This is a genomic window from Mesorhizobium sp. M0058 (genome assembly GCF_040323095.1).
Taxonomy (GTDB): Bacteria; Pseudomonadota; Alphaproteobacteria; order Rhizobiales; family Rhizobiaceae; genus Mesorhizobium.
This window is the reverse complement of sequence record NZ_JAMYUQ010000012.1, coordinates 139,206-163,389: the sequence shown is the minus strand read 5'-3', so window position 1 is coordinate 163,389 and position 24,184 is coordinate 139,206. Positions and strand designations below refer to the sequence as shown.

Genomic DNA, 24,184 nt, shown 5'->3' with positions numbered 1-24,184 from the left:
GTACTCCGCAGCTGCCGTGACCGAAGGGACGACGGACAGCGCCGAGCCTTGAATGTCTCGCGCGGAGGTTAACAAGATATTGCTGCGATGCAATACGTCACGTGGCGTGACATATGCCAATCTTTCGTCCAAGGCCTTGAGAAACCGCGTTGGGCGGGTGCAGCCGGCTCAATGTGCACTGCAAAATGCAAGGCTGTTGGACGACGGGGCAGGATGTGTCCGGCCCGATCGGGCCGGACTTGGACAGATCTAGACGCGCGCCATGCACACCGAGGTATGGCCGGAGCCGATGAAGCCGAGTTGGCCGGCGGCGCCCTTGGACAGATCGAGCACGCGCCCTTTGATGAACGGGCCGCGGTCGTTGATGCGCACGATGACGCTGCGGCCATTATTCTGGTTGGTCACTTTCAACTTGGTGCCGAAAGGCAGGCTGCGGTGCGCGGCGGTCAGCGCCGACGGGTTCATGCGTTCGCCATTGGCGGTCCTGGAATGCAGTGCGTACCAGGAGGCGCGGCCGCACTGGCCAGCGGCGGAGGAGGCGGATGCACCGACCATCAGGCCAGCCGCGATCGTTACCGCGACAAGCGCGGTCTGGTTTGTTTTCTTCATGTTGGGGGGATTGGCTCCGTTTTCGACAGACCCCAGCCGTTAAGTGTCGAATAAGGCAGGAAATGCGGCAAGCATCGGGCAGTTCCGTGGCACCGGCACACGTTTGGAGTCGCTGGGAAACAGTTTGTCAGGCATCTTTCGTGTGGCGCGGCCGTATCGCCGGCGATATTGCGAGCTGTTTCACAGATTCCGTGAGCAAGGCAGGACGCTATAGTACAAGTAGAAGAGAGCGCGATTGGGCGCCGTCCTTTCGCTCTGTCGTCACGGTCATGGCGCAGTTGACGATCGACTTTGAAAAGGGATTCCAACGATGAGACTGTTCAAATATCTGCTGGCTCTGATCGTACTGGCCATCGGCGCGCTGTGGTCGCTGCAAGGCATTGGCGTGGTCGGCGGCAGCTTCATGACCGGCCAGTCGCAATGGCTCTATATCGGCATCGTGACCATGCTGGTCGGTTTCGCCGGGCTGGTATGGGCGAGCCGTTCGCCGGGGTGAGTTGCGACGAAAGTCGACCGCCACAGATCGACCTCCACTCCGTCGAGCTTCGCTCGACACCTCTCCCCCGATCGACGGGGGAGAGGAAAGGCGCGAGCCTTGCAGGGGCGCGAACTTATGCGGCCTGGCTCCCTTCCTCTCCCTCCGGAGGGGGGAGAGGTGGCGCCGCGAAGCGGTGACGGAGTGGGGGAAGGCGCTGGTCAAACCCGCAGTCGCAAACAGGGCCAACCCGGCGAGCAAGAAAACAGCCACCCCATATTGCCGGTCCATTCTGTTACCTATCTATCCGGTTCGGATAGAATGCCCTGCCCGCGACAGCACTACCCGAACAGCTGATCCAGAATCCTGCCCTCCAGCCTGGCAAGCTCGACCGAACCGCGCCGGCGCGGCCGCGCCACCGACACGTCGAGATCGAGCGCGATGCGGCCGTCCTCGATCACCACCACCCGGTCGGCGAGCGCAACCGCCTCGGCGACGTCATGCGTGACCAGCACCGCGGTGAATTTTTGCTCCAGCCAGATGCGTTCCAGAAGCTGCTGCATTTCGATGCGGGTCAGCGCATCGAGCGCGCCGAGCGGCTCGTCGAGCGCCAGGATCCGAGGCTGGCCGATCAGGGCGCGCGCCAGCGCCACGCGCTGCTTCTGGCCGCCCGACAGCACCGAGGGCCATTCGTCGGCGCGGTCGGCGAGGCCGACTTCACCCAGGATGGCGAGCGCGCGCCGCCTGGCTTCCGCACCGGTGGCAAGCCCGGTCAGCCCGACCTCGACGTTTTTCACCACGCTGGCCCAGGGCAACAGCCGCGGCTCCTGGAACATGAAGCGGCTCTCTTCCCCGGCGCCGGCCTTCGCCTCCGGCCCGAATGTAAGGGATCCAGCGGTTGGCCGATCGAGCCCGGCCAGCAGCCGCAACAGCGTACTCTTGCCGCAGCCGCTCTTGCCGATGACGGCCACAAACTGTCCGACGGGCACATCGAGATCGATGCCGTCGAGCACGACCTTGTCGCCAAAGCGCTTTTCCACGCCCTTGAAGGCAAAGGCGCGCTGCCTTTCGACGGCCTCCTCCGGCCGTGACGGTTCCGGCGCGGCGACGAAGGAACGGATGGCGGTCAGGCTGGCGGTTGGCATCGAACCCTCAGGCGTTCTGGAAGGCGGGATGCCAGCCGAGCGACAGCCGCTCGAGCAGGCGGGCGAAGCTGTCGGCAAGCTTGCCGAGCAGCGCATAGATCAGGATCGACAGCACGACCACATCGATCAGCAGGAATTCGCGTGCCTGCATGGCCATGTAGCCGAGGCCGGAACTGGCCGAGATGGTTTCGGCAACGATCAGCGTCAGCCACATGATGCCCAGCGCATAGCGCAGGCCGACGAAGATCGCCGGCAGCGCGCCGGGCAGGATCACCTGAAAAAACAACGCGCGGCGGTCCATGCCGTAGACCCGGCCCATCTCGACCAGATGCGGGTCGACGCTCTGGATGCCGAGCAGCGTGTTGACGTAGATCGGGAAGAACACGCCGAGCGCCACCAGGAACAGTTTTGCTTCCTCGTCGATGCCGAACCACAGGATGACCAGCGGGATCAGCGCCAGATGCGGGATGTTGCGGATCATCTGTAGCGTCGTGTCGGTCAGGCCGCGGCTGAGCGCCGACAGCCCGTTGGCAAGGCCGAGTGCAAAGCCGATCGAGCCGCCGATGGCAAAGCCGGCCAGCGCGCGCAGCGTGCTGACGCCGATGTTCTGTATCAGCTCGCCCGACAGCGTCAGCCGCCAGAAGGCCTCGGCCACCGCGCTCGGCGCCGGCAGCACATTGGCCGGCATCACGCCGGCGCGGCTGGCGGCTTCCCAGCCAATTATGACCAACGCCGGCAGCAGCCAGCCGATGCCGTTCTGTTTGACCCGTTGAGCCAGGCTCATGACGACGCCTGAAGGCGGTTGGCGCCGTGGAACCCGACGGCGAATTCATTGGCGATGTGCTCATGCGCCCGTGCCCGCCTGGTGCCCAGGCCGAGACGCGGGAACAGAAGCTCGGCGACGCGGTAGGCTTCCTCGAGATGCGGGTAGCCGGAGCCGATGATGGTGTCGATGCCGATCGCCTGATACTCGCGGATGCGCTCGACGATCTGCTCGGGCGAGCCGACCAAAGCTGTGCCGGCGCCGCCGCGCACCAGGCCGACGCCGGCCCACAGATTGGGCGAAACCACCAGCCTGTCGCGGCGGCCGCCATGCAGTTCGGCCATGCGCCGCTGTCCCACAGAGTCCATCTCCCTGGTGAAGCGGGCCTGGGCATTTTCGATCTGGGCATCGGTGACGTGGCTGATCAGCCGGTCGGCGGCGCGCCAGGCCTCTTCCTCGGTCTCGCGCACGATGAAATGAAGCCTGATGCCGAAACGCAGTTTGCGGCCGCGCCGTTCAGCCTTTTTGCGCGCCGCGCTGAGTTTTTCCGCCACCTGCGCCGGCGGCTCGCCCCAGGTCAGGTACATATCGACGAGATCGGCGGCGAGCTCCTGGCCGGCATCGGACGAGCCGCCGAAATAGAGCGGCGGCCGCTCCTGTTGCGGCAGAAGGTCAAGGCGGCCATTGTCGACGCGGTAATATTTGCCGTTGAAGTTGACGCTCTCGCCCGACACCAGCGCGCGCCAGATGGTCAGGAACTCTTGCGCTTGCGCATAGCGCTCATCATGCGGCAGGAACACGCCATCGCCGGCAAGCTCGGTCGGGTTGCCGCCGACCACGACATTGAGCAGCAGGCGGCCATTGCTCAGCCGGTCGAGCGCCGCCGTCTGGCGCGCCGCGAAGGTCGGCAACGTCACGCCGGGCCGTAGCGCCACCAGGAATTTTAGCTTTTCTGTCAGCGCTGCAAGGCCGGAGGCGGTGATCCAGGAATCCTCGCAATTCTGCCCGGTCGGCAAAAGCACGCCGGGAAAGCCGAGCCGGTCGACGGCCTGTGCGATCTCCTTGAAGTAAGCGAACTCCGGCGGCCGCTGCTGCTGTTCGGAGCCGAGATAGGAGCCGTCGCCATGCGTTGGAATGAACCAGAAGAAATCGAGCGGGCTGGCTTGCGGATTGGCTGGAGCGGTCATGGCGAAATCCCTGAAGCGGAAACGGCAAAAAGGCGCCGGGCGTTTTACGCCCGGCGCCGCACGTGAAAGTTCAATTGCCCGGTGCGGTCCACACGGCGTCGGAGATGCGCACCGCATTCGGGATCAGTTTGAGCTTGTAGAAGCGATCGGCGGTCGCCTGCTGGCCGGCGATGATCTCGTCGGTGATCGGGAAGATGCCGAATTTGGTGCGATTGGCGGCGATGGTCTGCGCGTCGAGCGGCACGCCGGTCACCTCATGCAGGGCGGCGGCGACCTTGTCGCGATTCTGGTCCGCCCATTTCGCCGCCACGCCGAGCGCCGCTATCGTCGTGGTGATCGTCTCCGGATGCGCCTTGGCAAAATCCTTGTTGGCGAGGAAATAGGTGTTCACCTTCAGCACCTCGCTGGAGCGCGCCAGCACGCGCGGCTGGTAGCGCGTCTCGGCGATGGCGTAGAACGGGTCCCAGACCGCCCAGGCATCGATCTGGTCGCTGGCGAAAGCCGCCGCGGCATCGGCCGGGCTGAGATAGACCGGGGTGATCTGGTCGAAGGGGATGTTTGCTTTTTCGAGCGCCGCGACCAGCAGATTGTGCGCGCTGGTGCCTTTGCCGACGCCGATGCGCTTTCCCTTGAGGCCGGCGAGCGACTGGATCGGCGATGCCGGCTTGACGAAGATCGCTTCGCCGTCGCCATTGGCCGGCAGTGCCGCCGCATAGACGATGTTGGCGCCGGCCGACTGGCCGAAGATTGGCGGTGCGTCGCCGGTCCAGCCGACATCGATGGCGCCGACATTGAGCGCCTCGACCAACGGCGGGCCGGCGGTGAATTCGACCCATTTCACCGCGACACCCTTGTCGCTCAGCGCCTTCTCGATCACCTGCTGCTGCCGGGCGATGACCGGCAGGCCGGTCTTCTGATAGCCGATGTTGAGCTGCTTCAACTCTTGCGCCGAGGCACTGAGCGAGGCAGCAATGCCCGCCGCCAAAAGGCCAAGGCCGAAAACGCGTCTGGTCAGGCTGAACATGATCCCTCTTCCTTCGCTGCGAACCGGCGCCGGGAAGGGCTCCCTGCCGTGGATGAGAGACAAGGCTAGGTAGGTCTATAAATTTAGTAGAGAAACGATTTTGCGAGTTGGCTGCTTGACGTGGAAATATTTTCTTCAGAACCCAGCACTCGTCATCCTAGGGCGAAGCAAGGAGCGAAGCGACGCGGCGCAGACCCTAGGGATCCATGCCGTGACGTTTGCCGTAGAGTGGAACGGATCAGAATGTCGCTTGTGCGCGAACCGAGGCTCGATACCCTGAAACCATGACCGGCGACGTCTACATGACTGCAAGCCAAAAACGCGGCACGATCTACATCGGCGTCACCAACGATCTCTCCCGCCGCATGCCTGAACACAAATCCGGCCAGGGCGCAGGCTTCACCAGCCGCTATGGTGTTCAACGGCTGGTCTGGTATGAGGAATTCTTCGACATCACCGATGCCATTCAACGCGAGAAGTCGCTGAAGCGATGGCCGAGACAGTGGAAGATCGAACTGATAGAGAAGGCCAATCCGGAGTGGTTTGAGCTGTTTCGCGGAACCGGGTGGTAGGCGCCCGGTTTGTTGCTCCCCTGGAGCGTAGCATCAGCGTCTCGGCATGGATCCTAGGGTCTGCGCCGCGTCGCTTCGCTCCTTGCTTCGCCCTAGGATGACGAAATCGCGAAGGCTGGCGCTAATCTCCATCACCTCACTGCGACCAATACTGCCAGGCCCAGTAAAATCCCTCGTCGCGTGGCGGCAGGCGGTCGCGTTCGGCGTCGAGTTGCACCGGGGCCGGCGATTTCGGCTGCGGCTGCCACGACGAGTTCTCCCGCCAGGCGAGCAGCCAGTTGCCGAGATGGGCGAACAGCACCGCGGTGGACTGGGTCATGACATCACTCCTTCTGTTCCGGATCGGCGGTCGCCGTGCTGCGAAGGGAAGCAGCCGGTCAAACCGGCAGAAACTTGTTTCATTCCTTTCCCGCCCACGGAACCAGCTGACGCTCGATCCGGCGGATGATGAATTCCAGCACGAAGGCTATTGTCGCGATCACCACTATTCCCATCACCACGACATCGGTGACCAGGAACTGGGCGGCCGACTGGATCATGAAGCCGAGGCCGCGCGTTGCCGCCACCAGCTCGGCTGCAACCAGCGTCGACCAGCCGGCGCCGAGCGCGATGCGCAGGCCGGTGAGGATCGACGGCAGCGCGCTGGGCAGGATGACATGGCGCACCACTTGGCGCTGCGTCGCACCAAGCGAACGGGCCGCATCGATGCGCTCCTTTGAGACACCGCGCACGCCCGAGGCCGTCGACAGCGCCACCGGCGCCAGCATGGCAATGGCGATCACCAGGATCTTTGACGGTTCGCCGATACCGAACCAGATGATGACCAGCGGCAGATAGGCGAGCGGCGGGATCGGCCGCAAAAATTCGAGCAAGGGATCGAAGATGCCGCGCCCGACCGTCGAAATGCCGATAGCCAGCCCAACCGGAACGCCGATGACGATGGCCGCGAGCAGCGCCGCGAACACGCGGCCGAGGCTGGCGACGATATGCTGGAGCAAAGTCGCGTCGACGAAGCCGTCCTTGATCACCACGATGAACTTGGTCCACACGGCGGCGGGCGACGGCAAGAACACCGGCGACACCAGTTGCAGGCGCGCAGACAGCGCCCATGCCGCCAGCACGACCAGGATGGTGACGGCGCTGATCGCCCGCGAGGAAACCCTGCGCCGCTTCCGCACCGGCCGCGACCACGGGACCGAAAGGGCATCGGCCTCGCCGGTCGCGGCGGCCGGCCGCTCGCTGTAGGAGGTGACGCTCATGCCACCTCTCCTTCGAAGATCGCATCGGTCAGCTCGCCGCGCGCCGCGGCAAAGGCCGGATCGGTCTTGATGGCGCGGATCGGCTCGCCCGCGGCATAGCGCCGGCTGAAACTGGTCTCGAATGTCCGCACCACGCGGCCCGGTCCGGGCGCCAAAACGACGATGCTTGTGGCCAGCACCAGCGCCTCCTCGATGCCGTGCGTGACCATCAGCACGCCGACCCGGCTTGCGGTCCACAGGTCGAGCAGCGTCGTCTGCATGCTCTCGCGCGTCAGCGCATCGAGTGCGCCGAGCGGTTCGTCGAGCAGCAGGAATTCAGGCTCGGCCGCGAGCGCTCGGGCGAGGCCGACGCGCTGGCGCATGCCGCCGGACAATTCCCAGATGCGTTTGTCGCCGACGCCGTTAAGCTTGACCAGCGCCAGCAACTGGTCGGCGCGGCGCGCCCGCTCGGCTTGCGGCACACCGCGCAGCCTGAGCGCAAAGGCCACGTTTTCACGGGCCGTCAGCCAGGGAAACAGCGCATCGTTCTGGAACACGACCGCCCGGTCGGAGCCTGGGCCGGTGATCGGCCGGCCGCCGATCGTGGCGACCCCGCGCGCGGGCTCGACCAGGCCGGCGGCGACATTGAGCAGCGAAGTCTTGCCGCAGCCGGAGCGGCCGACCAGCACGACGAAATCGCCCTTGGCGACATCGATGGAAACCCGGTCGACCGCCGGCGCTGCCTGGCCGTCATAGTGAACCGAGACCTTGTCGAGTACGAGATGCGGGTCGAGTACGAGATGCGGCATGAAAAGGGGCTCCGGAAGAAAATCAGCCTGCCCCGGCCCTCGTTAAGCGGATCCGGGACAGGCAGCACGCGGCGTCAGGGAAGAAGAAACCGCGCGTGTTCAGGGCAATTCCAGGAAAAGTGTAAAGCGGTTTTCCGTCCGGAATTGCGTAAAACTGAAGATCAGTTCGAGGCCAGAGCCTCGGTCACGTATTTCGACGACACGTATTTCGAATAGTCGGGCAGCACGGCGTCGATCTTGCCCTGCTCCTTGAGGAAGGCCGAAGCTGCCTCGATTGCCTTGACCGTGCCGCCGCCGAGGAATTTGTCGGAAGCCTGCTCTTCCAATGTCGGGAAGACGTAACCCTTGAGGAGCTGCGGCACCTCTTCCAGTTTGGCACCGGTGATCTTGGCGATCTTGGCCGCTTCCGGCGACGAAACCGACCATGCCTCGGGCTTGGCCAGGAACTGGGCATAGGATTCGCCGGTCACCTTGACGAAATCGCGCACGGCGTCCGGGTTCTTTTCGGCGAAGTCGGTGCGCACGATCCAGGCGTCGAAGGTCGGCGCGCCCCAGGCGGCAACCTGCGAGGAATCCAGCACCACCTTGCCTGTCGTCTTGATCTGGCCGAGCGCCGGATCCCAGACATAGGCCGCGTCTATGTCGCCGCGAGCGAACGCGGCGGCTATTTCCGGTGGCCTGAGATTAAGGATTTCGACCGACTTCGGGTCGACGTTTTCGTGCTTCAGCGCGGCAAGCAGGCTGTAATGCGTGGTCGACACGAACGGCACCGCCACCTTCTTGCCGGCGAGGTCGGCGATCTTCTCGATGCCGGATCCATTGCGGGCGACCAGCGCTTCGGACTGGCCGATCAGGCCGACGACAAAGATGGTCTGGATCGGCAGTTCGCGGCTGGCGGCCGCGGCCAGCGGACTCGAGCCGACATAGCCGATATCGACCGAACCGGATGCGACGGCGGCGATGACATCGGCACCGGAATCGAACTTACGCCAGTCGATCGTTGCCTTGGTCGCCTTTTCATAGGCGCCGTCGGCCTGTGCTACTTTCGAAGGTTCGACCACCGTTTGGTAGCCAATGGTGATGTTGAGGTCCTGCGCCTGGGCCGGGCCGAGGAAGGCCGCACCCGCCAAAGCTGCCGACGACAGGAGGACAATGCGTCGCGAAATGCTGGACATGAAAGGCTCCATGAAAAATGAGAAAAACCGGATGCCTGTTCATAGTCAGCTAATTCTATCATTCTTGTAGAGTTAAATCGTTCCAAGGAAAAAGCACTTGTTAGAAAAAAACCAACGGCTGATGCGGGCGCGGTGACCGGCCCGTGTCGGACCGTGCACAAACGCAAACGGCGCCCCAAAGGTGCTGAAGAGTTGGTGGTCCTGCCAACCCTCGCTACGGAAGAGGCCTGATTTGGTGCTCGGCGCGCCGCTTGCGGCCTGCCGCAGGATCGATGTCGAGCCGTTGAGCCTCACCGACTTCCGCAGCGACGGCCACCGCTGGATGCTGCGGTCAAGCGGCGTGCCGGTGGCCGCCAAGGCCGCCCGGTCTCAGAGCGGCAAGGCGGCGTCCTGATATCGGGCGCAGGGCGGCGCCCGAGTTGTCGGGAGTCATGTTCGCCGATCCGCGGGCTGCGACCCAAAATCCCGGCAAAGCCCCAAATGGCGCAAATCCATGCTGTAAAAGACGGTTGATTTGAAAACACGTTCCGCGTGTTCGAGGGTAAGTATAGTAATCTTATCGACATTGGGAGCAGGAGCCGCCGTTCATCGCCGCAATCGCTCGCGGCTGGCTGTGACCGTAACGGCACAAAGCCTTGCTAAAGTGGCCCCTGCGGCGTGAAAACGAAGCAAAATCAAGGTTTCTCGGCTTGTATATCATGTCAGTAGAATTTATGTGTCGAAGCAGCTTGCACGCGGCGGGGAGGCACGTCAGGCGTTTCGCAACCGATGGTTTGGGCCATCGCCTGACAGAGAAACATTCGGTCTATGCTCACCAAAAAAGGCAAGTACGGCCTCAAGGCGCTGGTCCATCTGGCGCATCTGCCGGTGGGACAGCTCGCCTTCGTCGGCGACATCGCCAGCGGCAACAACATCCCGAAGAAATTCCTCGACGCCATTCTGGGCGAATTGCGCAATGCCGGTTTCGTCCAGAGCCGCAAGGGCAAGGATGGCGGGTATCGCCTGGCGCGCCCGGCCGACGAGATCAAGGTCGGCCATGTCGTGCGCGTCCTCGACGGACCGCTGGCGCCCATCCCCTGCGCCAGCCGCACCCAGTATCAGCGCTGTGAAGACTGCAATGAGGCGACATGCCAAGTCCGACATCTGATGCTCGAGGTCCGGCAGGCGATCGCCGAGGTGCTCGACCAGCGCACGCTTGCCGAGATGCGCGACATCGTCCTCGACGACCTTCCGGTCGCGAGGGACATCGACGAGCTTGCGCCGGCGCAAAAGGTCCCCGCCTGATCCTGAGCGTGCTCGCATGAGCGTCGCGCGCGCCATTTCGATCATCCGCAGCTCGATCATCATCGTCGGCGGCGGCGCCAGCGGCGTCGTGCTTGCCGCGCATCTGCTGAAGTCGCCCAACCCGGACCTTCGCGTCACGCTGATCGAAAAGCGTCCGCATTTCGGCCAGGGCATCGCCTATTCGACGCTCTTATCGGCGCACGTGCTGAATGTCAGCGCCGCGGGGATGAGCGCCTATGCCGACGATCCCCTGAATTTCTGGCGCTGGTTGCAGGGGCGCGGCCTGATAAGCCAGGAACAGACGCCGCAGACACCCTTCTATGCACCGCGCAGCGTCTATGCCCGCTACCTCAAGGAAGTGCTCGACGAGCTCGAAACGCGCGAAAAGGAAACCGGCCGTCTCAGGCTGATTCGCGAGGAAAGCCTGTCGATCTCGCCGACATCGTCCGGCGTCGAAGTTGTGCTGGCCAACGGCACCAGCGTCGTCGCGCATCTGGCGGTGCTTGCCACCGGCCATGACGAGCAGCCCGGCGCCGGCCAAGGGCACGCAATCCGCATGGGCACCGAGGCCGACACCGCGCTCGATCCTGAAGCCCGCGTGCTGGTGCTGGGCACCGGGCTCAGCATGGTCGACGCCTTCCTGTCGCTCGAGCAGCGCGGCCATCGCGGCGAGATCGTCGCCGTATCGCGGCGCGGGCTGCTGCCGTCGCCGCACCGCAAGGGCAACCCGATCAAGCTCGACGTCGCCGACATTCCGCTCGGCACGCAGCTCTCCTATTTCGTCGGCTGGTTCCGCGACCTGATCCGCGAAAACCAGAAGGCCGGCATCGACTGGCGCGACGTCGTCGATGGGCTGCGACCCTTCAATCAGAAGATCTGGCAGAACTGGCCGTCCTCGGCCAAGCGCCGCTTCGTTGAGCACACCAAGGCCTGGTGGGACATCCATCGCCATCGGCTGGCGCCCGAGGTGCATGCCCGCGTCACCGAAGCGGTGCGCACCGGCCGCATCCGCCCGGTCGCCGGCCGTGTCGTCGGCATCGAGGCTGGCGATGGATTCACCGTCGGCATCCAGTCTCGCCACACAAAGGCGCTGGAAACGCTGCAGGTCGCCCGCATCTATGATTGCACCGGCATCGCCCGCGACATCTCGACGACGTCGAACAGCGTCGTGCGCTCGCTGGTCGACCGCGGCCTGGCGCGGCCCGACCCGCTGCGGCTTGGCCTCGATGTAACGGCCAAGTGCGAAATCATCGCCGGCGACGGCACCGCATCGGCCAAGATCCTCGCCGTCGGGCCGCTGACCCGCGGCACCTTCTTCGAGATCGACGCCATCCCCGACATCCGCGTGCAATGCGCTAGGCTGAGCAAGCAGCTGCTAGGGTAAAGCTGTTGACGTCGGCGGGATAGCACGCCCCTCAGAGGGGGGTGGGAAGGATCGCTACGGAGGGTGTTGGGCTTGAGTCCAAAGCCGGCCTAAAACTGGAATTCCATTCCCCCTCTCGCCGGTTGATTGGCACGATCTACCTTCTTTCCGACTGCAAACGGCCGGAAAAGAAGCTACGCTGCCGCTCTGCCCCCGAGGCGGTCGCTTGTTCAAGGGAGCACATCGATATGAGCGAGCACGGAAAAGCTGCGCCAGGCAGTTCGGACGGCGCGTTATCCCGCCTGCGTCCGCCATACGCCTCGGTGCTCGACCTCATCGGCCAGACGCCGGTGGTCGAACTGACCAAATTCGACACCGGCAAGTGCCGGCTGTTCATCAAGCTCGAAAGCCAGAATCCCGGCGGCTCGATCAAGGACCGCATTGCGCTGTCGATGATTGCCGCGGCCGAGAAGGAAGGCAAGCTGAAGCGCGGCGGCACCATCGTCGAGGCGACCGCCGGGAATACCGGTCTCGGCCTCGCCCAGGTCGGCATCCCCAAGGGCTACCGCATCATCCTCGTCGTGCCCGACAAGATGTCGCGCGAAAAGATCCAGCATCTGCGCGCGCTCGGCGCCGAAGTGCGCATGACGCGCTCCGATGTCGGCAAGGGCCATGCCGAATATTACCAGGACATGGCCGAGAAGATCGCATCGGAAACGCCCGGCGCCTTCTACGCCAACCAGTTCGCCAACCCGGCCAACCCCGAGGCGCATGAGACCACCACCGGACCGGAAATCCTTGCCCAGCTCGATGGCGACCTCGACGCCGTGGTCGTCGGCGTCGGCTCCGGCGGCACGCTGACCGGGCTTGGCCGCTACTTCGCCAGAACATCGCCGAAGACCGAAATGGTGCTGGCCGATCCGGTGGGGTCGGTGCTGGCGCCGCTGATCAAGACCGGCAAGATGGAAGAGGCCGGCAGCTGGACCGTCGAAGGCATCGGCGAGGATTTTGTGCCGCCCAATGCCGATCTGTCGCTGGTCAGGAAAGCCTATTCCATCCCAGACAAGCAGAGCATGCTGGCCGTGCGGGACCTGCTTTCGAAGGAAGGCATTCTCGCCGGCTCGTCTTCCGGCACGCTGCTGTCGGCCGCGCTTCGCTATTGCCGCGAGCAGACGACAGCGAAACGCGTCGTCACCTTCGTCTGCGACAGCGGCAACAAATATCTGTCCAAGGTGTTCGACGATTTCTGGCTGGCCGAACAGGGGCTGGCCGAACAGGAACAGCATGGCGATCTGCGCGACCTCGTCATGCGCTCGCACCGCACCGGCGACACCGTTTATGTCGGCCCCGACGAAAGCCTGCTCAACGCCTATGGCCGCATGCGCCGCTCCGATGTCTCGCAGCTGCCGGTGCTGGACAACGGCAAGCTGGTCGGCATTATCGATGAGGGCGATATATTGGCCAAGGTCGACGGCCCCTATGACGGCCGCTGGGACCGCTTCAACGCCCCGGTGCGCACCGCCATGACCTCCAATCTGCACACTCTGCAGGCCAGCCAGACGCTGGATGCGCTGCTGCCGGTGTTCGACCGCAACGAGGTCGCCATCATCTTCGATGGCGACGAGTTCGTCGGCCTGATAACCCGTATCGACCTGATCAACCATTTGAGGCGCGCACGATGACTGCTGAAACATCCCCATCGGGCAAGAACCGCCTGGCTTTTTCCACGCGCACCATCCATGGCGGCCAGAGCCATGACCCGCTGACCGGCGCGGTGATGGTGCCGATCTACGCGACCTCGACCTATGGCCAGCAGTCGCCCGGCGTGCACAAGGGGTTTGAGTACGCCCGCAGCCAAAACCCGACCCGCTTTGCCTTCGAGCGCGCGGTGGCCGATCTCGAGAGCGGCTCGGCCGCCTTTGCCTTTGCTTCCGGCCTGGCGGCGATCTCGACCGTGCTGGAATTGCTCGACAGCGGCGCCCATATCGTTGCAACCGACGACATCTATGGCGGCTCGTTCCGGCTGATGGAGCGGGTGCGCAAGCGCTCGGCCAATCTGCAGGTGAGTTTTGTGGACTTCACCGATCTGGCGGCGGTGGAAGCAGCGATTCGCCCGGAGACAAAACTGCTCTGGGTCGAAACTCCGACCAATCCGCTGCTGCGTATCGTCGACCTCGAAGGCGTTGCGGCACTCGCCAGGCGCAAAGGGGTTTTGACGGTCGCCGACAACACGTTCTGCAGCCCCTACATCCAGCGGCCGCTGGAACTCGGCATCGACATCGTCGTGCACTCGACGACGAAATATCTCAACGGCCATTCCGACATGGTCGGCGGCGTCGCCATCGTCGGCGACAACAAGGACCTCGCCGCCCAGCTGAAATTCCTGCAGAACGCCATCGGCGCCATCTCCGGTCCCTTCGACAGTTTTCTCGCGCTGCGCGGCATCAAGACACTGGCGCTCAGGATGGAGCGGCATTCCACGAACGGCCTGAAGATTGCGCAGTGGCTGGAGGCGCGAAAAGATGTGCGCCGCGTCGTCTATCCCGGCCTGGCCAGCCATCCGCAGCACGCCATCGCCGTCCAACAGATGCATGCCTTCGGCGGCATGATCTCGGTCGACCTCGACCGCGACCTCGCCGGCACCAAACGTTTCCTCGAACGGACGCAACTGTTCACGCTGGCTGAAAGCCTCGGCGGCGTCGAAAGCCTGATCGAACACCCGGCGCTGATGACGCACGGCTCGATCCCGGCGGAAAAGCGCGCGGAAATCGGCATTTCGGATTCGCTGGTGCGGTTGTCGGCGGGGATAGAGGATGGCGATGATCTGATCGCCGACCTGGACCAGGCGCTGCGGGGGTAGGCGTACCGGATGCGTACCGATGACAATGAGGGGCGGCGCTGACCGTCGAGATTAAATCCCAATCCGCCGCGCGTTAACACATTCAGCAGCCTTTGCTTAACCCTTCGCCGCTATGTCCCGCCTGGGGAGGCATGGCGAGAGTGAGTGTGATGGACAACAACCCGGAAAAGCGCAGCGAATGGCGCGCCATTTTTTATGTGCAGGCCCGCGTGGCCATCCTGTTCGTCCCGGTCGTCGCCAGTCTTCTGATCATTGCCGCACTTGCCGGCAACGACCACAATCCCAATGCCATAGACCGCACGGTTACTGGCTCGGTGAAATAGGCGCAGCGGTCGGCCGACAGTCGGCCGCCTCAGAAAAACTTCGGGATCGGGCCGTTCTGAGGCGTCACGTCGCCTTCCAGGTCGATGAACGCCTCGTCGACAAAGCACCATGCCCAGCCTTCCGGCGGGTCGTAGCCTTCGATGATCGGGTGCTTTGTGGCGTGGAAATGCTTGGTGGCGTGGCGGTTGGGCGAGTCGTCGCAGCAGCCGACATGGCCGCAGGTGCGGCACAGCCTGAGATGCACCCACATGGAGCCGCTCTTCAGGCACTCCTCGCAGCCGAGCGCGCTCGGCGTCACCGTCTTGATGTCGCGCGTGTGTTTGCATTCATCCATTATGCTCTCCTGGCCAGTTCGGGCGCTGCTGCGTTGGGTCGCGCGAGATACGCGTGCAAGGCAGCCACCACCTGGGCGCCTTCGCCGACGGCGGCGGCGACCCGCTTGACCGAGCCGGAGCGCACGTCGCCGATGGCGAACACGCCGCTGCGGCTGGTCTCCATCTGGCCCGCCCCTATGTCGGCGCCGGTGCGCACGAAGCCCCTGGCGTCGAGCGCGATATCGCACCCAGCCAGCCAATCGGTGTTGGGGTCGGCGCCGATGAACAGGAAGAGATGCTGGATCGGCCGCGTCTCGACGCCGCCGGGGTTGCGCCAACGCAACCGGGTGAGATTGCCGCCTTCGCCTTCCAGCGCCTCGATCTCGGTCTCGCCAAGCACCTCGATGTTGGGTTGCGCCTCGATACGCTCGACCAGATAGCGCGACATGGTTTCCCTGAGGCCGCCGCGGCGCGCCAGCATCGTCACCTTGCGCACCTGGCTGGCGAGATAGACCGCCGCCTGCCCCGCCGAATTGCCGGCGCCGACCAGCGCCACTTCTTGCCCTGTGCATAGCCGCGCTTCGATCGGCGAGGCCCAGTAATGCACCGACGTGCCCTCGAACTCGGCCAGCTTGGCGACGTCGAGGCGGCGGTAGCGGGCGCCGCTGGCGATCACCACCGTGCGCGCGCGCAGGCTTTCACCGTCGCCGACGGCGAGCGTGTAGCCCTCGCCTGCTGCACCGAGCAGCTTGGCCTCGTCGGGGATGAGTATTTCGACGCCGAATTTCTGCGCCTGGTTGTAGGCGCGCGCCATCAGCGCCATGCCGGAAATGCCGGTGGGGAAACCCAGATAGTTCTCGATGCGCGCGGAGGCGCCGGCCTGGCCGCCGAAGGCGCGGCAATCGAGCACGATGGTCGACAGCCCTTCGGATGCCGCATAGACCGCGGCCGCCAGCCCCGCCGGCCCGGCGCCGACAATGGCGATGTCATAGACCATGTCGGGATCGATCGGCCGCAGCAGGCCGATGCAGCGGGCAAGTTCGGTTTCGCCGGGATTGTGCATCAGCTTGCCGTTGGGGCAGAGCACGATCGGCAGATGGTGCGGGTCAACATGAAAATGCTCAATCAGCGTCTTGGCGCACGGGTCGCTGTCGGAATCGAGCGCGCGGTGCGGCTGGCCGCTGCGGCGCAGAAACCCCTGCAGCCGCAGCGTGTCGCCATTGCCGGCCGGGCCTACGACGATCGGTCCGCTGCTGCCGCTTTCCAGGAGCCCGACGCGGCGCAGGATCAGCGCCCGCATGATCCGCTCGCCAAGGCTTGCCTCCTGCACCATCAGGTCGCGCAGCCGCTGCGAGGGGATGACGAAGGCCTCGACCGGCTCGGCCGCCTCCGCATTGACCAGCGACGGCCGGCTGGAAAGCTGCGCCAGCTCGCCGATGAAATTGCCGGGACCATGAGTGACGATGGTCTCGCGCCGGCCGGGCCTGACATCCTGGGTGATATCGACCGTGCCCGACAAGATGACGATCAGCCCCGGCGCCACGGTGCCGGCGGTGACGATATGCTCGCCGGCGGCATAGGAACTCGCCTCGCCGAACCGGCGCATGCGCTCGATATCGGCGTCGCCCAGGATAGGAAACATCTGGTCGCGGCGGGTGACGGTGATCGGCTGGGTGGGTGGGGCCATAGATAGAACGTAGCGCCGAGACGGCCGGGTTTGAAGTGGTTTGTTGGAGGACTGGCCGGAAGGGGAGGTGGCTCCCGCGCCATCTGGTTCGGATGCTTCGCATGGCCCCGCGCTGCAAGGCAAACAGCGCGCCGACCAGTGCGACCTTTATAAGGGCGAGCCCGAGCAGTACCGTCGGCAGTCCTCGCTCACCGGTGTGTTGCAGGAGCAGCGCGCCGACGAACGGCGCCGCGGCTATCGCGTTACGCCAAGCGCCTGGGGTGCGGTGGTATCCTCGGGCTCCCCGAAGGCAGATCCCGGCGAAAGCCCATTCGTCACATCTTTGTAGAGCGCTATCGGATGCGGGCGCCCCACCAGATATCCTTGGATTTCGGGACATCCTTCCCTCATCAGGAAGGCACGCTCGTCCTCTGTTTCGACACCCTCCGCGATGACAGGCAAGGCCAGCGCATTCCCCAGGCTGAGTATCGTGCGCACGATGGCGGCCGATTGGACATTCGAACCGACACCCGAAACAAAACTGCGATCGATCTTGATCTTGTCGAATGGAAACGCCTGCAGCGAGGACAGCGAGGCATACCCGGTGCCAAAATCATCCATCGAGACCCTGACGCCCAACGCCTTCAACCTCCGCAAAACCGACAAGGCAGTTGCCCGGTCGCGGATGAGAACCCCTTCCGTGATTTCCAGTTCCAGCCGCCCCGGAGCAAGGCCGGTCTCGTAGAGGATAGAATGAACGAGGCCTACCAGGTCCCCGAAACGGAACTGCACGGGAGAGAGGTTGACGGCGATCTGCAGCGGTGAGGGCCAGGAGGCCGCGTCTCTGCACGCCTGCCTGAGCGTCCATTCACCTATCTCAACGATCGTGCCATCCTGTTCGGCAAGCGAGACAAACGCGTTTGGGGAGATGAGCCCATGCTTTGGATGGTGCCATCGGGCGAGTGCCTCGAAGCCGAAAATTTCGCCGTCCATCCTGGCTTGCGGCTGATAATGAAGCACAAGTTCGCCATGGGCGACCGCAGAGCGCAAATCTCGCTGCAAGGCGTAGCGCTCTCTTAGCCGCTTATCCATCTCAGGATCGAAGAATTGCACCATCCGACGACCGTCCGCCTTGGCCCGGTAGAGCGCTGCGTCGGCATTTGCCATCAGCGCCGCTGCATTCTCTCCGTCTTTCGGATAGATCGCCGCCCCGATGCTCACCCCGATCGAAATGTGCTGGCCCCGGATTTCGAATTTGCCTGCCGCCGATTCGAACAGACGGTCCGCAACGTCCTTGGCACTCGCGGACCGGTCATCCATGGCCAGGACAACCGTGAATTCGTCGCCGCCCATGCGCGCGATAAAGGCCTCAGGCGCCGCGGTTTGGAGACGCCGGGAAATGGTGCAAAGCAGATCGTCGCCGGCGGCGTGCCCGAAAACGTCGTTCGCCTCTTTAAAATGGTCAAGGTCGATGCTGAAGACGGCAAAGCTGGCGTGCGTTGCTTTTGCGCGCTCGAGCGTCGTGGCCAGGTGTGCTGCAAGCGCGGCTCGGTTCGCCAGGCCGGTAAGCGGATCGTGGTGCGCGAGATGCGCGATTTCCTCGTGCCGTGCCATCAGTTCGGTGCGCGCTACGTTCATGTTCTCGCGCGCGTCGTCCAGGCCGTGGGCGGCTTCCCTCACCTTGTCCTGGAGCAGGTTGAAGCTTTCGGCCATCTCTCCAAGTTCGTCACGAGAGTTTACCGTAACCGGCATGATATTCACGGAGGCATGCGCCGCCGCGAGGTCTCCCCGCCCCAGGGCGACCATGGCGAGAGAGAAGTCCTTCAGCGTTCCGGATGTCAGACGCTTTGCCGCGTTGCTCACCTCGGTCGCCGAATGGGTGATCATCCCCGGCAAGATCAGGCCAACGCTGATGGTCAGCAGCGCGACAACGACAAAAATGTCCTCCAGCGCGGCGACCAATGAAGTGTCGCCTTGGGGAACGCTGCCGATCGCCAGGAAATAGCCGGCACCGTCAAGCACGAGCACAAAAAGCATGGCTCCGGTAAGCTTCAGGTGAAGCGTATGTGGCAGCAAGGGTAGACCGAGTGCGTATCGATCCTCCATCGTGCGCCAGGCGTATAGCGCAGCACCCGAATATGCCAAAGCCAGACCGAACAGGACGGTAGGAAGGCCAAATTGCTGAAATCCCAGTATGGCGGTCAACAGCCATATTGCAGCCGCGCCTACGCCAAGGATGATCGTTCCCCTGGGAGCCCGGAAGGGTCGCTCGGCTTCGGGACTGTCACGGCGCAAGAGCCAGACTGCGATGTTTGGCATGCAGATGCTGATCAGGTACGTAAAATTGGCCGCGGCGATCATCCAGAGCGGATACCCGCACAGCATGAAGCCGATTGCCGCGGCAGCTGTGAGCAGCGTTGCCGCCCAGGGACAATCTGTTGAGGTGCGCCTGGCCAGGAAGCTCGGCAGCAGGCCGTCTTCGCTCAGCTGCGCAAGGGTCCGCGCGGCGCCTGCCAATGGCTGCAACGTTCCATGGAACATGTTCAGCATGATGAGCCAGATGGCGGCCGCCTTGCCGAAACTCCCCAACAAGGGCGCAAAGGTGGGCCCGAGAGCTATGGCGAGGTCGGTGCCGAGCGGCTCCGGCCCGAGCACACCCAGCCAGACAACCGGCAGGACCAGGAAATAGACGCCGGCCATTGCGGCGCTGGCCCACATCGCCAGAGGAATGTTGCGGTTGGGATCGATGGTTTCGCCAACATGGCAGGCTGCAGCCTCAAATGCCGGTGCGGCAAACCCGATCAGGTACAGTCCCGCCATCACCGACGTGATGTCGCCGAACAGGCCGGTAAACGGGCTGGTCAGGGCAAAATCCGTCGCCTGCCGCCAGTCGACCGAGCCACTGATGACCGGGACGAGGGATGAGAGAAACGCAAGCGTCGCGGAGGCAGTGGCGATCGGGATCGCCAGTTGGACCACCCACTTGATTCCACACAGGTTGACCGCCGTAAAGAATGCGATAAGCCCGCAGGCGACCGCCTCCACGGGGAGGCCCGGCAGGTACCATTGCTGGATTGCAGACGCTGAAAGAACCGCTGTCAGTCCGCAGGTCGGCACCCAACCCCACCAATAGCAGGTGCCCGTCAGAGCCGAGAGAACGGGACTGTAAGGTCGGAAGGCTTCGGCGCACGCTGCAGAGATACCGCCGACGCGGTTTGGCCACATGAGAACCAATTCGGTCCACGCAGGCGCGGCGGCCCAGCTTAGAAGCAGACCAACAACCAGCAAAGGAACCGCAGCGCTTCCTTGACCGGGAATATTCCCCTGGCCGACAAAAAGGGCGGCAATCAGAAACAGGCTTTGATTGCTGCCACCCATGGCGAGCGCTGTCGTGCCCATCCATCCCAAGGTTCTCGGGTGCGGTCGTGAAGGCGTGAGGCCCGGCATTCAGAGACATCCATTCGAGTGCGGAGCGCTGTCTGACTGGCGAATGTAACCTGCGGAGATATGTCTGTCGAACGTCGCGCTCCCGAAGTCAAAGTTGGACCTTAGGTGAGACGTATTAAGACTTCGTACCAAACCAGATCCGCCCGATGATCGCTGTCAACTTGCGGTGGCTGCGGTTCAATCATACTGATGCCGGCCCCAAGGCCTTGACCTCCTCAGATCTGGGATGTCATTTCCAATTTTATCTATCGCCCACTATGGAAGAGCGATCGAATAGTCGCGAATACAGCCTAATATCGATTATTATCGACAAATCTCGTGATTGCGGCGCTATCATCCGAAGGCGGCTGAAATCGACTGTAGATCGCTAATCACATTGACCGCTTTTGACTTCGTACCTCGCCATCGCGGGGCAAGGACCGAGACTTCACGCCGTGCCTCAAATTGGAGCTAACTTGTGCGAGCATGCCCATAGCCCCGCGTTGCAGGGCAAACAGCGCGCCGACCACGCTGGGCGCGGCGGTCGGCCTTGGCGCGCTGGTGGGTCCTTCCCAGGCCGGCGCCCGTACGGTCGATATGGCGATCGCTCGCTACCATCATCGGATCTGGACCAAACTGGCCTCGGTGACATTTGTGACCATAGGCGTGGCGACGCTCTGGACCGGCCTGCCGGTTCTGCCGGCCGCGCTGATTTTCTACGGCGCCGGCTTCGGCTAGCATGGCCGGGTATCTTCACATGCGGCGACATGGTGTTCTGGACGATGCTTGAGCGCGACGCGACCTCTCCAGCGGGCACGCCTTCGACGCCGGCCCGTAGCAGGAATGTGTTCAGCACCAGAACACTTGGGATCAGCGTTGCGGGAGCCTGCACACGTGAGTACTCCGCCTCACAAGCCTTCCGGCTGGTCCTCGAGGACGAACGACGCTGCAATCAGGTCATCGCCACTGATGCGGCCACTGCCGCCAACCATGATGGATGCGACTTTCTGAAAGGTCTTCATGTCGGCCTCTGTTATGCGCGCATCGCGCATTCTCGCCCTGAGAGAACCCAAGCGGGTATCAAGGGCTGGCGATGTCTCGACGTCATCGATCATCTTCGATCATCCTGGAGCGCAATGTGAAATCCGCTGCCCGCCGCCATGGCCGGCGGCGGGCGGCAGCTATTCGATCAGTCGTAGACCTTCACAATTTTCCGGGTGCTGGGATCGACCAGGACGGTGCGGTTGTCGACCACGACGTAGCGGTATTTGACGTTGGGAACTTCGTGCAGCTCGACCGTATCAGGCAAGGCACTGCCGACGTTCAGCTCCACGCCCGGGATCTTCACCGAAGCCAGCGGCTGCTTTTTCACGTATTCGCGGACGACCGTATCCTGCTCCGGTGTGATGACGACATCCTGAGCTGCGGCGGCGCCGACCCCAGCCAAAAGCAACAAGCCTGCAGCGGCACTTGCAAAGTGGATTTTCATGGTTTTCTCCTCGCGTAATCCGGCGACGGCACCACGCCTGTTCGCCGAGGGACCGAACTTGAGATCAGCCAGATTGTTCCTGTGACTTCAGTCCGCGGCGAACCAGACCAAAGTCGGATATCAGCTAAGACCCAAGTCCCGAGGCGGAACGTTCAAGCGGGGCAGGCGTTTCCCAAATGCAACTAAATAAAACAGGAGAGGAACACATGGCAGACGGCCCAACTGTTGTTAATTCTGGGGGTGGCGGCGGCACTGCGATTGCTGTTGTTCTTGCACTTATTGCGGTCGTAGTGTTGCTTATTTTTACCGGCGTCATCAATATCCGCGGCGACGGCGGCAAGGATATCAACGTCAAGGTTGAAGCGCCAAAGGTGGAAGCTCCGGCTGCACCTGCAAAGCCTGCGGCACCTGCCCCAGCCCCTGCGAGTGGCGGCTGATCTGCTCGTATCCACGCCTTCAAACTGACCTATGAAAAGGAAATTCCCATGACCAGGTATTTCGTCAGCGCCGCCGGCGCCCTCGTCCTTATGGCGGGCATCGGCACCTCGTTTGCCGAGGATGTTATTGTTCTCAAGCCCGAACAACAGACGGTCGTTCGCGAATATATCCATAAGCAGAAGCTGGCCTCAGTCAGTTTGCTCGGCGTCGAACTCAACGTCGGCACGGCACTTCCCGACACTGTCGAGCTCCACGCAATCGACGTTCCGGATGTCCGCTACAAGTATACGGTTGTCGGAGATCACGCGGTTCTCGTCGATCCCGACACGCGCAAGGTCGTGCAGATCATCGAGTAACGCGCGAGCCCGCCGCTCCGATCAGGAGCGGCGGGCTTTGGCTGCGCTGTGAAGGCTCTATGGGCGGCCGTTTTCTGAACGGGAGGATGTCTGATGTTTAGCGACAAGGAAACTTGGGTCCTGGAAGCTGCCTTACTCGCGGCAATTCCAATTTGCGTAGCCGTCACCGCACTCGTGGCATTTTTGACCGCGGCCTGGATATGAACCGCTTTCTCTTTGTGATGGGCGACTTTCTATCCCGGCCACCGGGCTTCTATGTCCTTCTTGTAGCCATGCTGCTCTGTACTGCGTTGGTGCCATTCGGCCTGACCAATGTGGTCACCTACGCATTGTCGGTAGCGGCCATCGTGATCACCGGCGTTGTGCTGATCCAGGGTTACCGCGACACGGCCGCCATTCACGCCAAGCTTGATGAGATTATCGTTTCGCTGAATGAGACCAGAAACGATGTCGTCGGCTTGGAGCATGCCGAGCCGGAGGAGATTCGGGAGAAGCTCCAGACACTCGAAGAAGAAGCAATGAAAGCGGTTCGCCCGCCGCATTGACCCTCCGCTGGACAATCTGTCATCCATCAGCAAAAAAGCCCGGGAACCGGGCTTTTTTGCTTCGCGTCTAAATCATTTCGGACTTATCCGAAACGGGAATTTGGTGCCCAGAAGAGGACTCGAACCTCCACTCCTTGCGGAACACGGACCTGAACCGTGCGCGTCTACCAATTCCGCCATCTGGGCTGGTGCGGGCTCATGTAAGCGGGCAAACGATATGTGTCAACGCGCTTTTTCGAGGGCCTCTGCCTGCCGGCTTAGTTTCCCGGGGGTCAGCGCCGCCCCTCACCTGCCTGCCGGCATCCTCTCCCCGTACAGTGACGGGGAGAGGGGCGCTCTCATCGATGATTTTCGCCGGTCACCTGCGTCACAAGAAGAGCGCCGAGGCTGCGGCCAGCCCTTTCTCCCCGTCACTATACCGGGAGAACTGCCCGGCAGGGCAATGAGGGGCAGCGCCGACTTGGCGAATGCGTTGGCCGAAAACCTCACCCCTCCAGCACGTCCTTCGACGCCACGGTGGAATCGGCGTTGAGCTTGTAGATCACCGGCACGCCGGTGCCGAGCTCGAGCTTGACGATCTCCTCGCCGCTCTTGCCGTCCAGCGCCATGATCAGCGCGCGCAGCGAATTGCCATGCGCGGCGACCAGCACGGTGCCGCCTTTCAGAACATGCGACTGCATGTCGTGCAGGTAATAGGGCCAGACGCGGGCGCCGGTGTCCTTCAGGCTTTCGCCGCCGGGCGGCGGCACGTCGTAGGAGCGGCGCCAGATGTGCACCTGCTCCTCGCCCCACTTCTGGCGCGCGTCGTCCTTGTTGAGGCCGGAGAGATCGCCATAGTCGCGCTCGTTCAGCGCCTGGTCGCGGATCGTCTTCAAATCGCTCTGGCCGACCGCGTCGAGAATGTGCTGGCAGGTCTTCTGCGCCCGGATCAGCGCCGAGGTGAAGGCAATGTCGAATTTCAAGCCGCGTGCCTTGAGCTTCTGGCCGGCTTCCTTGGCCTCCTTGTGGCCCTGCTCGGTAAGGTCGACATCGCGCCAGCCGGTGAACAGGTTCTTCAGGTTCCATTCGCTCTGGCCGTGGCGCACGAGCACGAGAGTTCCCGACATGTTTGCTCCTTCAAAA

General features: G+C 63.2%; 27 protein-coding genes and 1 tRNA gene. 12 read left to right on the top strand and 16 right to left on the bottom strand.

What is annotated here, in order from left to right; translation table 11 throughout:
- Positions 1-249 precede the first annotated feature (249 nt).
- A complete protein-coding gene (locus NKJ75_RS21845) occupies positions 250-609 on the bottom strand; it encodes a septal ring lytic transglycosylase RlpA family protein (protein ID WP_023672096.1) in 360 nt (119 codons plus the stop codon).
- A 310-nt stretch (positions 610-919) separates the two neighbouring features.
- Between NKJ75_RS21845 and NKJ75_RS21840 the strand changes: the two genes are divergently transcribed.
- Complete coding sequence (locus tag NKJ75_RS21840; RefSeq protein WP_023750996.1) at positions 920-1,105, top strand: hypothetical protein; 186 nt, start codon at positions 920-922, stop codon at positions 1,103-1,105.
- Between the two features lie 320 nt (positions 1,106-1,425).
- On the opposite strand, the gene NKJ75_RS21835 is transcribed toward NKJ75_RS21840, so the two are convergent.
- From NKJ75_RS21835 to NKJ75_RS21820, 4 genes are all read right to left on the bottom strand, one after another.
- Positions 1,426-2,229 (bottom strand): ATP-binding cassette domain-containing protein, encoded by an 804-nt coding sequence (locus NKJ75_RS21835; protein ID WP_352500178.1) that lies wholly within the window; start codon positions 2,227-2,229, stop codon positions 1,426-1,428.
- A gap of 7 nt (positions 2,230-2,236) precedes the next feature.
- The gene (locus tag NKJ75_RS21830; protein ID WP_023706945.1) at positions 2,237-3,013 is read right to left on the bottom strand and encodes an ABC transporter permease subunit; all 777 of its coding nucleotides are present in this window, start codon (positions 3,011-3,013) and stop codon (positions 2,237-2,239) included.
- Positions 3,010-4,179: an FMNH2-dependent alkanesulfonate monooxygenase gene (gene ssuD / locus NKJ75_RS21825; RefSeq protein ID WP_352500177.1), complete on the bottom strand. Its 1,170-nt coding sequence runs from the start codon at positions 4,177-4,179 to the stop codon at positions 3,010-3,012. Before ssuD ends, NKJ75_RS21830 begins: the two co-directional genes overlap by 4 nt.
- Positions 4,180-4,249: 70 nt before the next feature.
- A complete protein-coding gene (locus NKJ75_RS21820) occupies positions 4,250-5,203 on the bottom strand; it encodes a sulfonate ABC transporter substrate-binding protein (RefSeq protein WP_023706947.1) in 954 nt (317 codons plus the stop codon).
- A 284-nt stretch (positions 5,204-5,487) separates the two neighbouring features.
- Here NKJ75_RS21820 and NKJ75_RS21815 point away from each other — a divergent pair, with 284 nt between their 5' ends.
- Entirely contained in the window at positions 5,488-5,775 is a 288-nt protein-coding gene (locus NKJ75_RS21815; RefSeq protein WP_023672090.1) for a GIY-YIG nuclease family protein, read from the top strand.
- Between the two features lie 136 nt (positions 5,776-5,911).
- Here the strand turns inward: NKJ75_RS21815 and NKJ75_RS21810 are convergent, their stop codons facing one another.
- The 4 genes from NKJ75_RS21810 to tauA all read right to left on the bottom strand — a co-directional run bounded on the left by NKJ75_RS21810 (position 5,912) and on the right by tauA (position 8,997).
- Positions 5,912-6,094 (bottom strand): hypothetical protein, encoded by a 183-nt coding sequence (locus NKJ75_RS21810; RefSeq protein ID WP_023692929.1) that lies wholly within the window; start codon positions 6,092-6,094, stop codon positions 5,912-5,914.
- Between the two features lie 79 nt (positions 6,095-6,173).
- Complete coding sequence (locus tag NKJ75_RS21805; protein WP_023692930.1) at positions 6,174-7,034, bottom strand: ABC transporter permease subunit; 861 nt, start codon at positions 7,032-7,034, stop codon at positions 6,174-6,176.
- On the bottom strand, positions 7,031-7,822 hold the full coding sequence (locus NKJ75_RS21800; protein WP_352500176.1) for a taurine ABC transporter ATP-binding protein: 792 nt from the start codon (positions 7,820-7,822) through the stop codon (positions 7,031-7,033). Before NKJ75_RS21800 ends, NKJ75_RS21805 begins: the two co-directional genes overlap by 4 nt.
- Before the next feature lie 161 nt (positions 7,823-7,983).
- Complete coding sequence (gene tauA, locus NKJ75_RS21795) at positions 7,984-8,997, bottom strand: taurine ABC transporter substrate-binding protein (RefSeq protein WP_023710332.1); 1,014 nt, start codon at positions 8,995-8,997, stop codon at positions 7,984-7,986.
- A 232-nt stretch (positions 8,998-9,229) separates the two neighbouring features.
- On the opposite strand from tauA, the gene NKJ75_RS21790 reads away from it, so the two are divergent.
- From NKJ75_RS21790 to NKJ75_RS21765, 6 genes are all read left to right on the top strand, one after another.
- Complete coding sequence (locus tag NKJ75_RS21790) at positions 9,230-9,391, top strand: hypothetical protein (protein WP_023706948.1); 162 nt, start codon at positions 9,230-9,232, stop codon at positions 9,389-9,391.
- A 413-nt stretch (positions 9,392-9,804) separates the two neighbouring features.
- Positions 9,805-10,281, top strand: a complete 477-nt coding sequence (locus NKJ75_RS21785; protein WP_023672084.1) for an RrF2 family transcriptional regulator — start codon at positions 9,805-9,807, stop codon at positions 10,279-10,281.
- 16 nt (positions 10,282-10,297) lie between these two features.
- The gene (locus NKJ75_RS21780; protein WP_352500175.1) at positions 10,298-11,665 is read left to right on the top strand and encodes an FAD/NAD(P)-binding protein; all 1,368 of its coding nucleotides are present in this window, start codon (positions 10,298-10,300) and stop codon (positions 11,663-11,665) included.
- 227 nt (positions 11,666-11,892) lie between these two features.
- A complete protein-coding gene (locus NKJ75_RS21775; RefSeq protein WP_023692936.1) occupies positions 11,893-13,326 on the top strand; it encodes a pyridoxal-phosphate dependent enzyme in 1,434 nt (477 codons plus the stop codon).
- Positions 13,323-14,504: a trans-sulfuration enzyme family protein gene (locus NKJ75_RS21770; RefSeq protein ID WP_023706950.1), complete on the top strand. Its 1,182-nt coding sequence runs from the start codon at positions 13,323-13,325 to the stop codon at positions 14,502-14,504. The genes NKJ75_RS21775 and NKJ75_RS21770 overlap by 4 nt, the downstream gene beginning before the upstream one ends.
- Positions 14,505-14,635: 131 nt before the next feature.
- Positions 14,636-14,827, top strand: a complete 192-nt coding sequence (locus NKJ75_RS21765) for a hypothetical protein (protein ID WP_196814107.1) — start codon at positions 14,636-14,638, stop codon at positions 14,825-14,827.
- A gap of 29 nt (positions 14,828-14,856) precedes the next feature.
- Here NKJ75_RS21765 and NKJ75_RS21760 read toward each other — a convergent pair whose 3' ends face one another.
- The 3 genes from NKJ75_RS21760 to NKJ75_RS21750 form a co-directional block, all read right to left on the bottom strand.
- Positions 14,857-15,162 (bottom strand): UBP-type zinc finger domain-containing protein, encoded by a 306-nt coding sequence (locus NKJ75_RS21760; RefSeq protein WP_023672079.1) that lies wholly within the window; start codon positions 15,160-15,162, stop codon positions 14,857-14,859.
- Positions 15,162-16,829, bottom strand: a complete 1,668-nt coding sequence (locus NKJ75_RS21755) for an FAD-dependent oxidoreductase (protein ID WP_352500174.1) — start codon at positions 16,827-16,829, stop codon at positions 15,162-15,164. The genes NKJ75_RS21760 and NKJ75_RS21755 overlap by 1 nt, the downstream gene beginning before the upstream one ends.
- A gap of 234 nt (positions 16,830-17,063) precedes the next feature.
- Positions 17,064-20,255, bottom strand: a complete 3,192-nt coding sequence (locus tag NKJ75_RS21750) for an amino acid permease (protein WP_352500173.1) — start codon at positions 20,253-20,255, stop codon at positions 17,064-17,066.
- 465 nt (positions 20,256-20,720) lie between these two features.
- Between NKJ75_RS21750 and NKJ75_RS21745 the strand changes: the two genes are divergently transcribed.
- Positions 20,721-20,972, top strand: coding sequence for a hypothetical protein (locus NKJ75_RS21745; RefSeq protein ID WP_352500172.1), 252 nt, complete (start codon positions 20,721-20,723; stop codon positions 20,970-20,972).
- 170 nt (positions 20,973-21,142) lie between these two features.
- On the opposite strand, the gene NKJ75_RS21740 is transcribed toward NKJ75_RS21745, so the two are convergent.
- Positions 21,143-21,349, bottom strand: a complete 207-nt coding sequence (locus NKJ75_RS21740; protein WP_023681214.1) for a hypothetical protein — start codon at positions 21,347-21,349, stop codon at positions 21,143-21,145.
- A gap of 74 nt (positions 21,350-21,423) precedes the next feature.
- Positions 21,424-21,723: a DUF1236 domain-containing protein gene (locus tag NKJ75_RS21735; RefSeq protein ID WP_023681215.1), complete on the bottom strand. Its 300-nt coding sequence runs from the start codon at positions 21,721-21,723 to the stop codon at positions 21,424-21,426.
- A gap of 206 nt (positions 21,724-21,929) precedes the next feature.
- Here NKJ75_RS21735 and NKJ75_RS21730 point away from each other — a divergent pair, with 206 nt between their 5' ends.
- The 3 genes from NKJ75_RS21730 (at position 21,930) to NKJ75_RS21720 (ending at position 23,062) form a co-directional block, all read left to right on the top strand.
- Positions 21,930-22,160: a hypothetical protein gene (locus NKJ75_RS21730; RefSeq protein ID WP_033001362.1), complete on the top strand. Its 231-nt coding sequence runs from the start codon at positions 21,930-21,932 to the stop codon at positions 22,158-22,160.
- Between the two features lie 48 nt (positions 22,161-22,208).
- Positions 22,209-22,517 carry a DUF1236 domain-containing protein gene (locus NKJ75_RS21725; RefSeq protein ID WP_023672071.1) on the top strand — a complete coding sequence of 103 codons (309 nt, stop codon included), beginning with the start codon at positions 22,209-22,211 and terminating at the stop codon, positions 22,515-22,517.
- Positions 22,518-22,717: 200 nt separating this feature from the next.
- Positions 22,718-23,062: a low affinity iron permease family protein gene (locus tag NKJ75_RS21720; protein WP_023672069.1), complete on the top strand. Its 345-nt coding sequence runs from the start codon at positions 22,718-22,720 to the stop codon at positions 23,060-23,062.
- Positions 23,063-23,163: 101 nt separating this feature from the next.
- On the opposite strand, the gene NKJ75_RS21715 is transcribed toward NKJ75_RS21720, so the two are convergent.
- Together NKJ75_RS21715 and NKJ75_RS21710 are read right to left on the bottom strand one after the other, a co-directional pair.
- Positions 23,164-23,248 (bottom strand) — tRNA-Leu (locus NKJ75_RS21715).
- A 299-nt stretch (positions 23,249-23,547) separates the two neighbouring features.
- Positions 23,548-24,168: a 2,3-bisphosphoglycerate-dependent phosphoglycerate mutase gene (locus NKJ75_RS21710; RefSeq protein ID WP_023672068.1), complete on the bottom strand. Its 621-nt coding sequence runs from the start codon at positions 24,166-24,168 to the stop codon at positions 23,548-23,550.
- Positions 24,169-24,184 lie beyond the last annotated feature (16 nt).

Coding starts and splice junctions, on each gene's coding strand:
- NKJ75_RS21845 (WP_023672096.1), bottom strand. CDS start 609: ATGAAGAAAACAAACCAGACCGCGCTTGTCGCGGTAACGATCGCGGCT.
- NKJ75_RS21840 (WP_023750996.1), top strand. CDS start 920: ATGAGACTGTTCAAATATCTGCTGGCTCTGATCGTACTGGCCATCGGC.
- NKJ75_RS21835 (WP_352500178.1), bottom strand. CDS start 2,229: ATGCCAACCGCCAGCCTGACCGCCATCCGTTCCTTCGTCGCCGCGCCG.
- NKJ75_RS21830 (WP_023706945.1), bottom strand. CDS start 3,013: ATGAGCCTGGCTCAACGGGTCAAACAGAACGGCATCGGCTGGCTGCTG.
- ssuD (WP_352500177.1), bottom strand. CDS start 4,179: ATGACCGCTCCAGCCAATCCGCAAGCCAGCCCGCTCGATTTCTTCTGG.
- NKJ75_RS21820 (WP_023706947.1), bottom strand. CDS start 5,203: ATGTTCAGCCTGACCAGACGCGTTTTCGGCCTTGGCCTTTTGGCGGCG.
- NKJ75_RS21815 (WP_023672090.1), top strand. CDS start 5,488: ATGACCGGCGACGTCTACATGACTGCAAGCCAAAAACGCGGCACGATC.
- NKJ75_RS21810 (WP_023692929.1), bottom strand. CDS start 6,094: ATGACCCAGTCCACCGCGGTGCTGTTCGCCCATCTCGGCAACTGGCTG.
- NKJ75_RS21805 (WP_023692930.1), bottom strand. CDS start 7,034: ATGAGCGTCACCTCCTACAGCGAGCGGCCGGCCGCCGCGACCGGCGAG.
- NKJ75_RS21800 (WP_352500176.1), bottom strand. CDS start 7,822: ATGCCGCATCTCGTACTCGACCCGCATCTCGTACTCGACAAGGTCTCG.
- tauA (WP_023710332.1), bottom strand. CDS start 8,997: ATGTCCAGCATTTCGCGACGCATTGTCCTCCTGTCGTCGGCAGCTTTG.
- NKJ75_RS21785 (WP_023672084.1), top strand. CDS start 9,805: ATGCTCACCAAAAAAGGCAAGTACGGCCTCAAGGCGCTGGTCCATCTG.
- NKJ75_RS21780 (WP_352500175.1), top strand. CDS start 10,298: ATGAGCGTCGCGCGCGCCATTTCGATCATCCGCAGCTCGATCATCATC.
- NKJ75_RS21775 (WP_023692936.1), top strand. CDS start 11,893: ATGAGCGAGCACGGAAAAGCTGCGCCAGGCAGTTCGGACGGCGCGTTA.
- NKJ75_RS21770 (WP_023706950.1), top strand. CDS start 13,323: ATGACTGCTGAAACATCCCCATCGGGCAAGAACCGCCTGGCTTTTTCC.
- NKJ75_RS21765 (WP_196814107.1), top strand. CDS start 14,636: ATGGCGAGAGTGAGTGTGATGGACAACAACCCGGAAAAGCGCAGCGAA.
- NKJ75_RS21760 (WP_023672079.1), bottom strand. CDS start 15,162: ATGGATGAATGCAAACACACGCGCGACATCAAGACGGTGACGCCGAGC.
- NKJ75_RS21755 (WP_352500174.1), bottom strand. CDS start 16,829: ATGGCCCCACCCACCCAGCCGATCACCGTCACCCGCCGCGACCAGATG.
- NKJ75_RS21750 (WP_352500173.1), bottom strand. CDS start 20,255: ATGCCGGGCCTCACGCCTTCACGACCGCACCCGAGAACCTTGGGATGG.
- NKJ75_RS21745 (WP_352500172.1), top strand. CDS start 20,721: ATGCCCATAGCCCCGCGTTGCAGGGCAAACAGCGCGCCGACCACGCTG.
- NKJ75_RS21740 (WP_023681214.1), bottom strand. CDS start 21,349: ATGATCGATGACGTCGAGACATCGCCAGCCCTTGATACCCGCTTGGGT.
- NKJ75_RS21735 (WP_023681215.1), bottom strand. CDS start 21,723: ATGAAAATCCACTTTGCAAGTGCCGCTGCAGGCTTGTTGCTTTTGGCT.
- NKJ75_RS21730 (WP_033001362.1), top strand. CDS start 21,930: ATGGCAGACGGCCCAACTGTTGTTAATTCTGGGGGTGGCGGCGGCACT.
- NKJ75_RS21725 (WP_023672071.1), top strand. CDS start 22,209: ATGACCAGGTATTTCGTCAGCGCCGCCGGCGCCCTCGTCCTTATGGCG.
- NKJ75_RS21720 (WP_023672069.1), top strand. CDS start 22,718: ATGAACCGCTTTCTCTTTGTGATGGGCGACTTTCTATCCCGGCCACCG.
- NKJ75_RS21710 (WP_023672068.1), bottom strand. CDS start 24,168: ATGTCGGGAACTCTCGTGCTCGTGCGCCACGGCCAGAGCGAATGGAAC.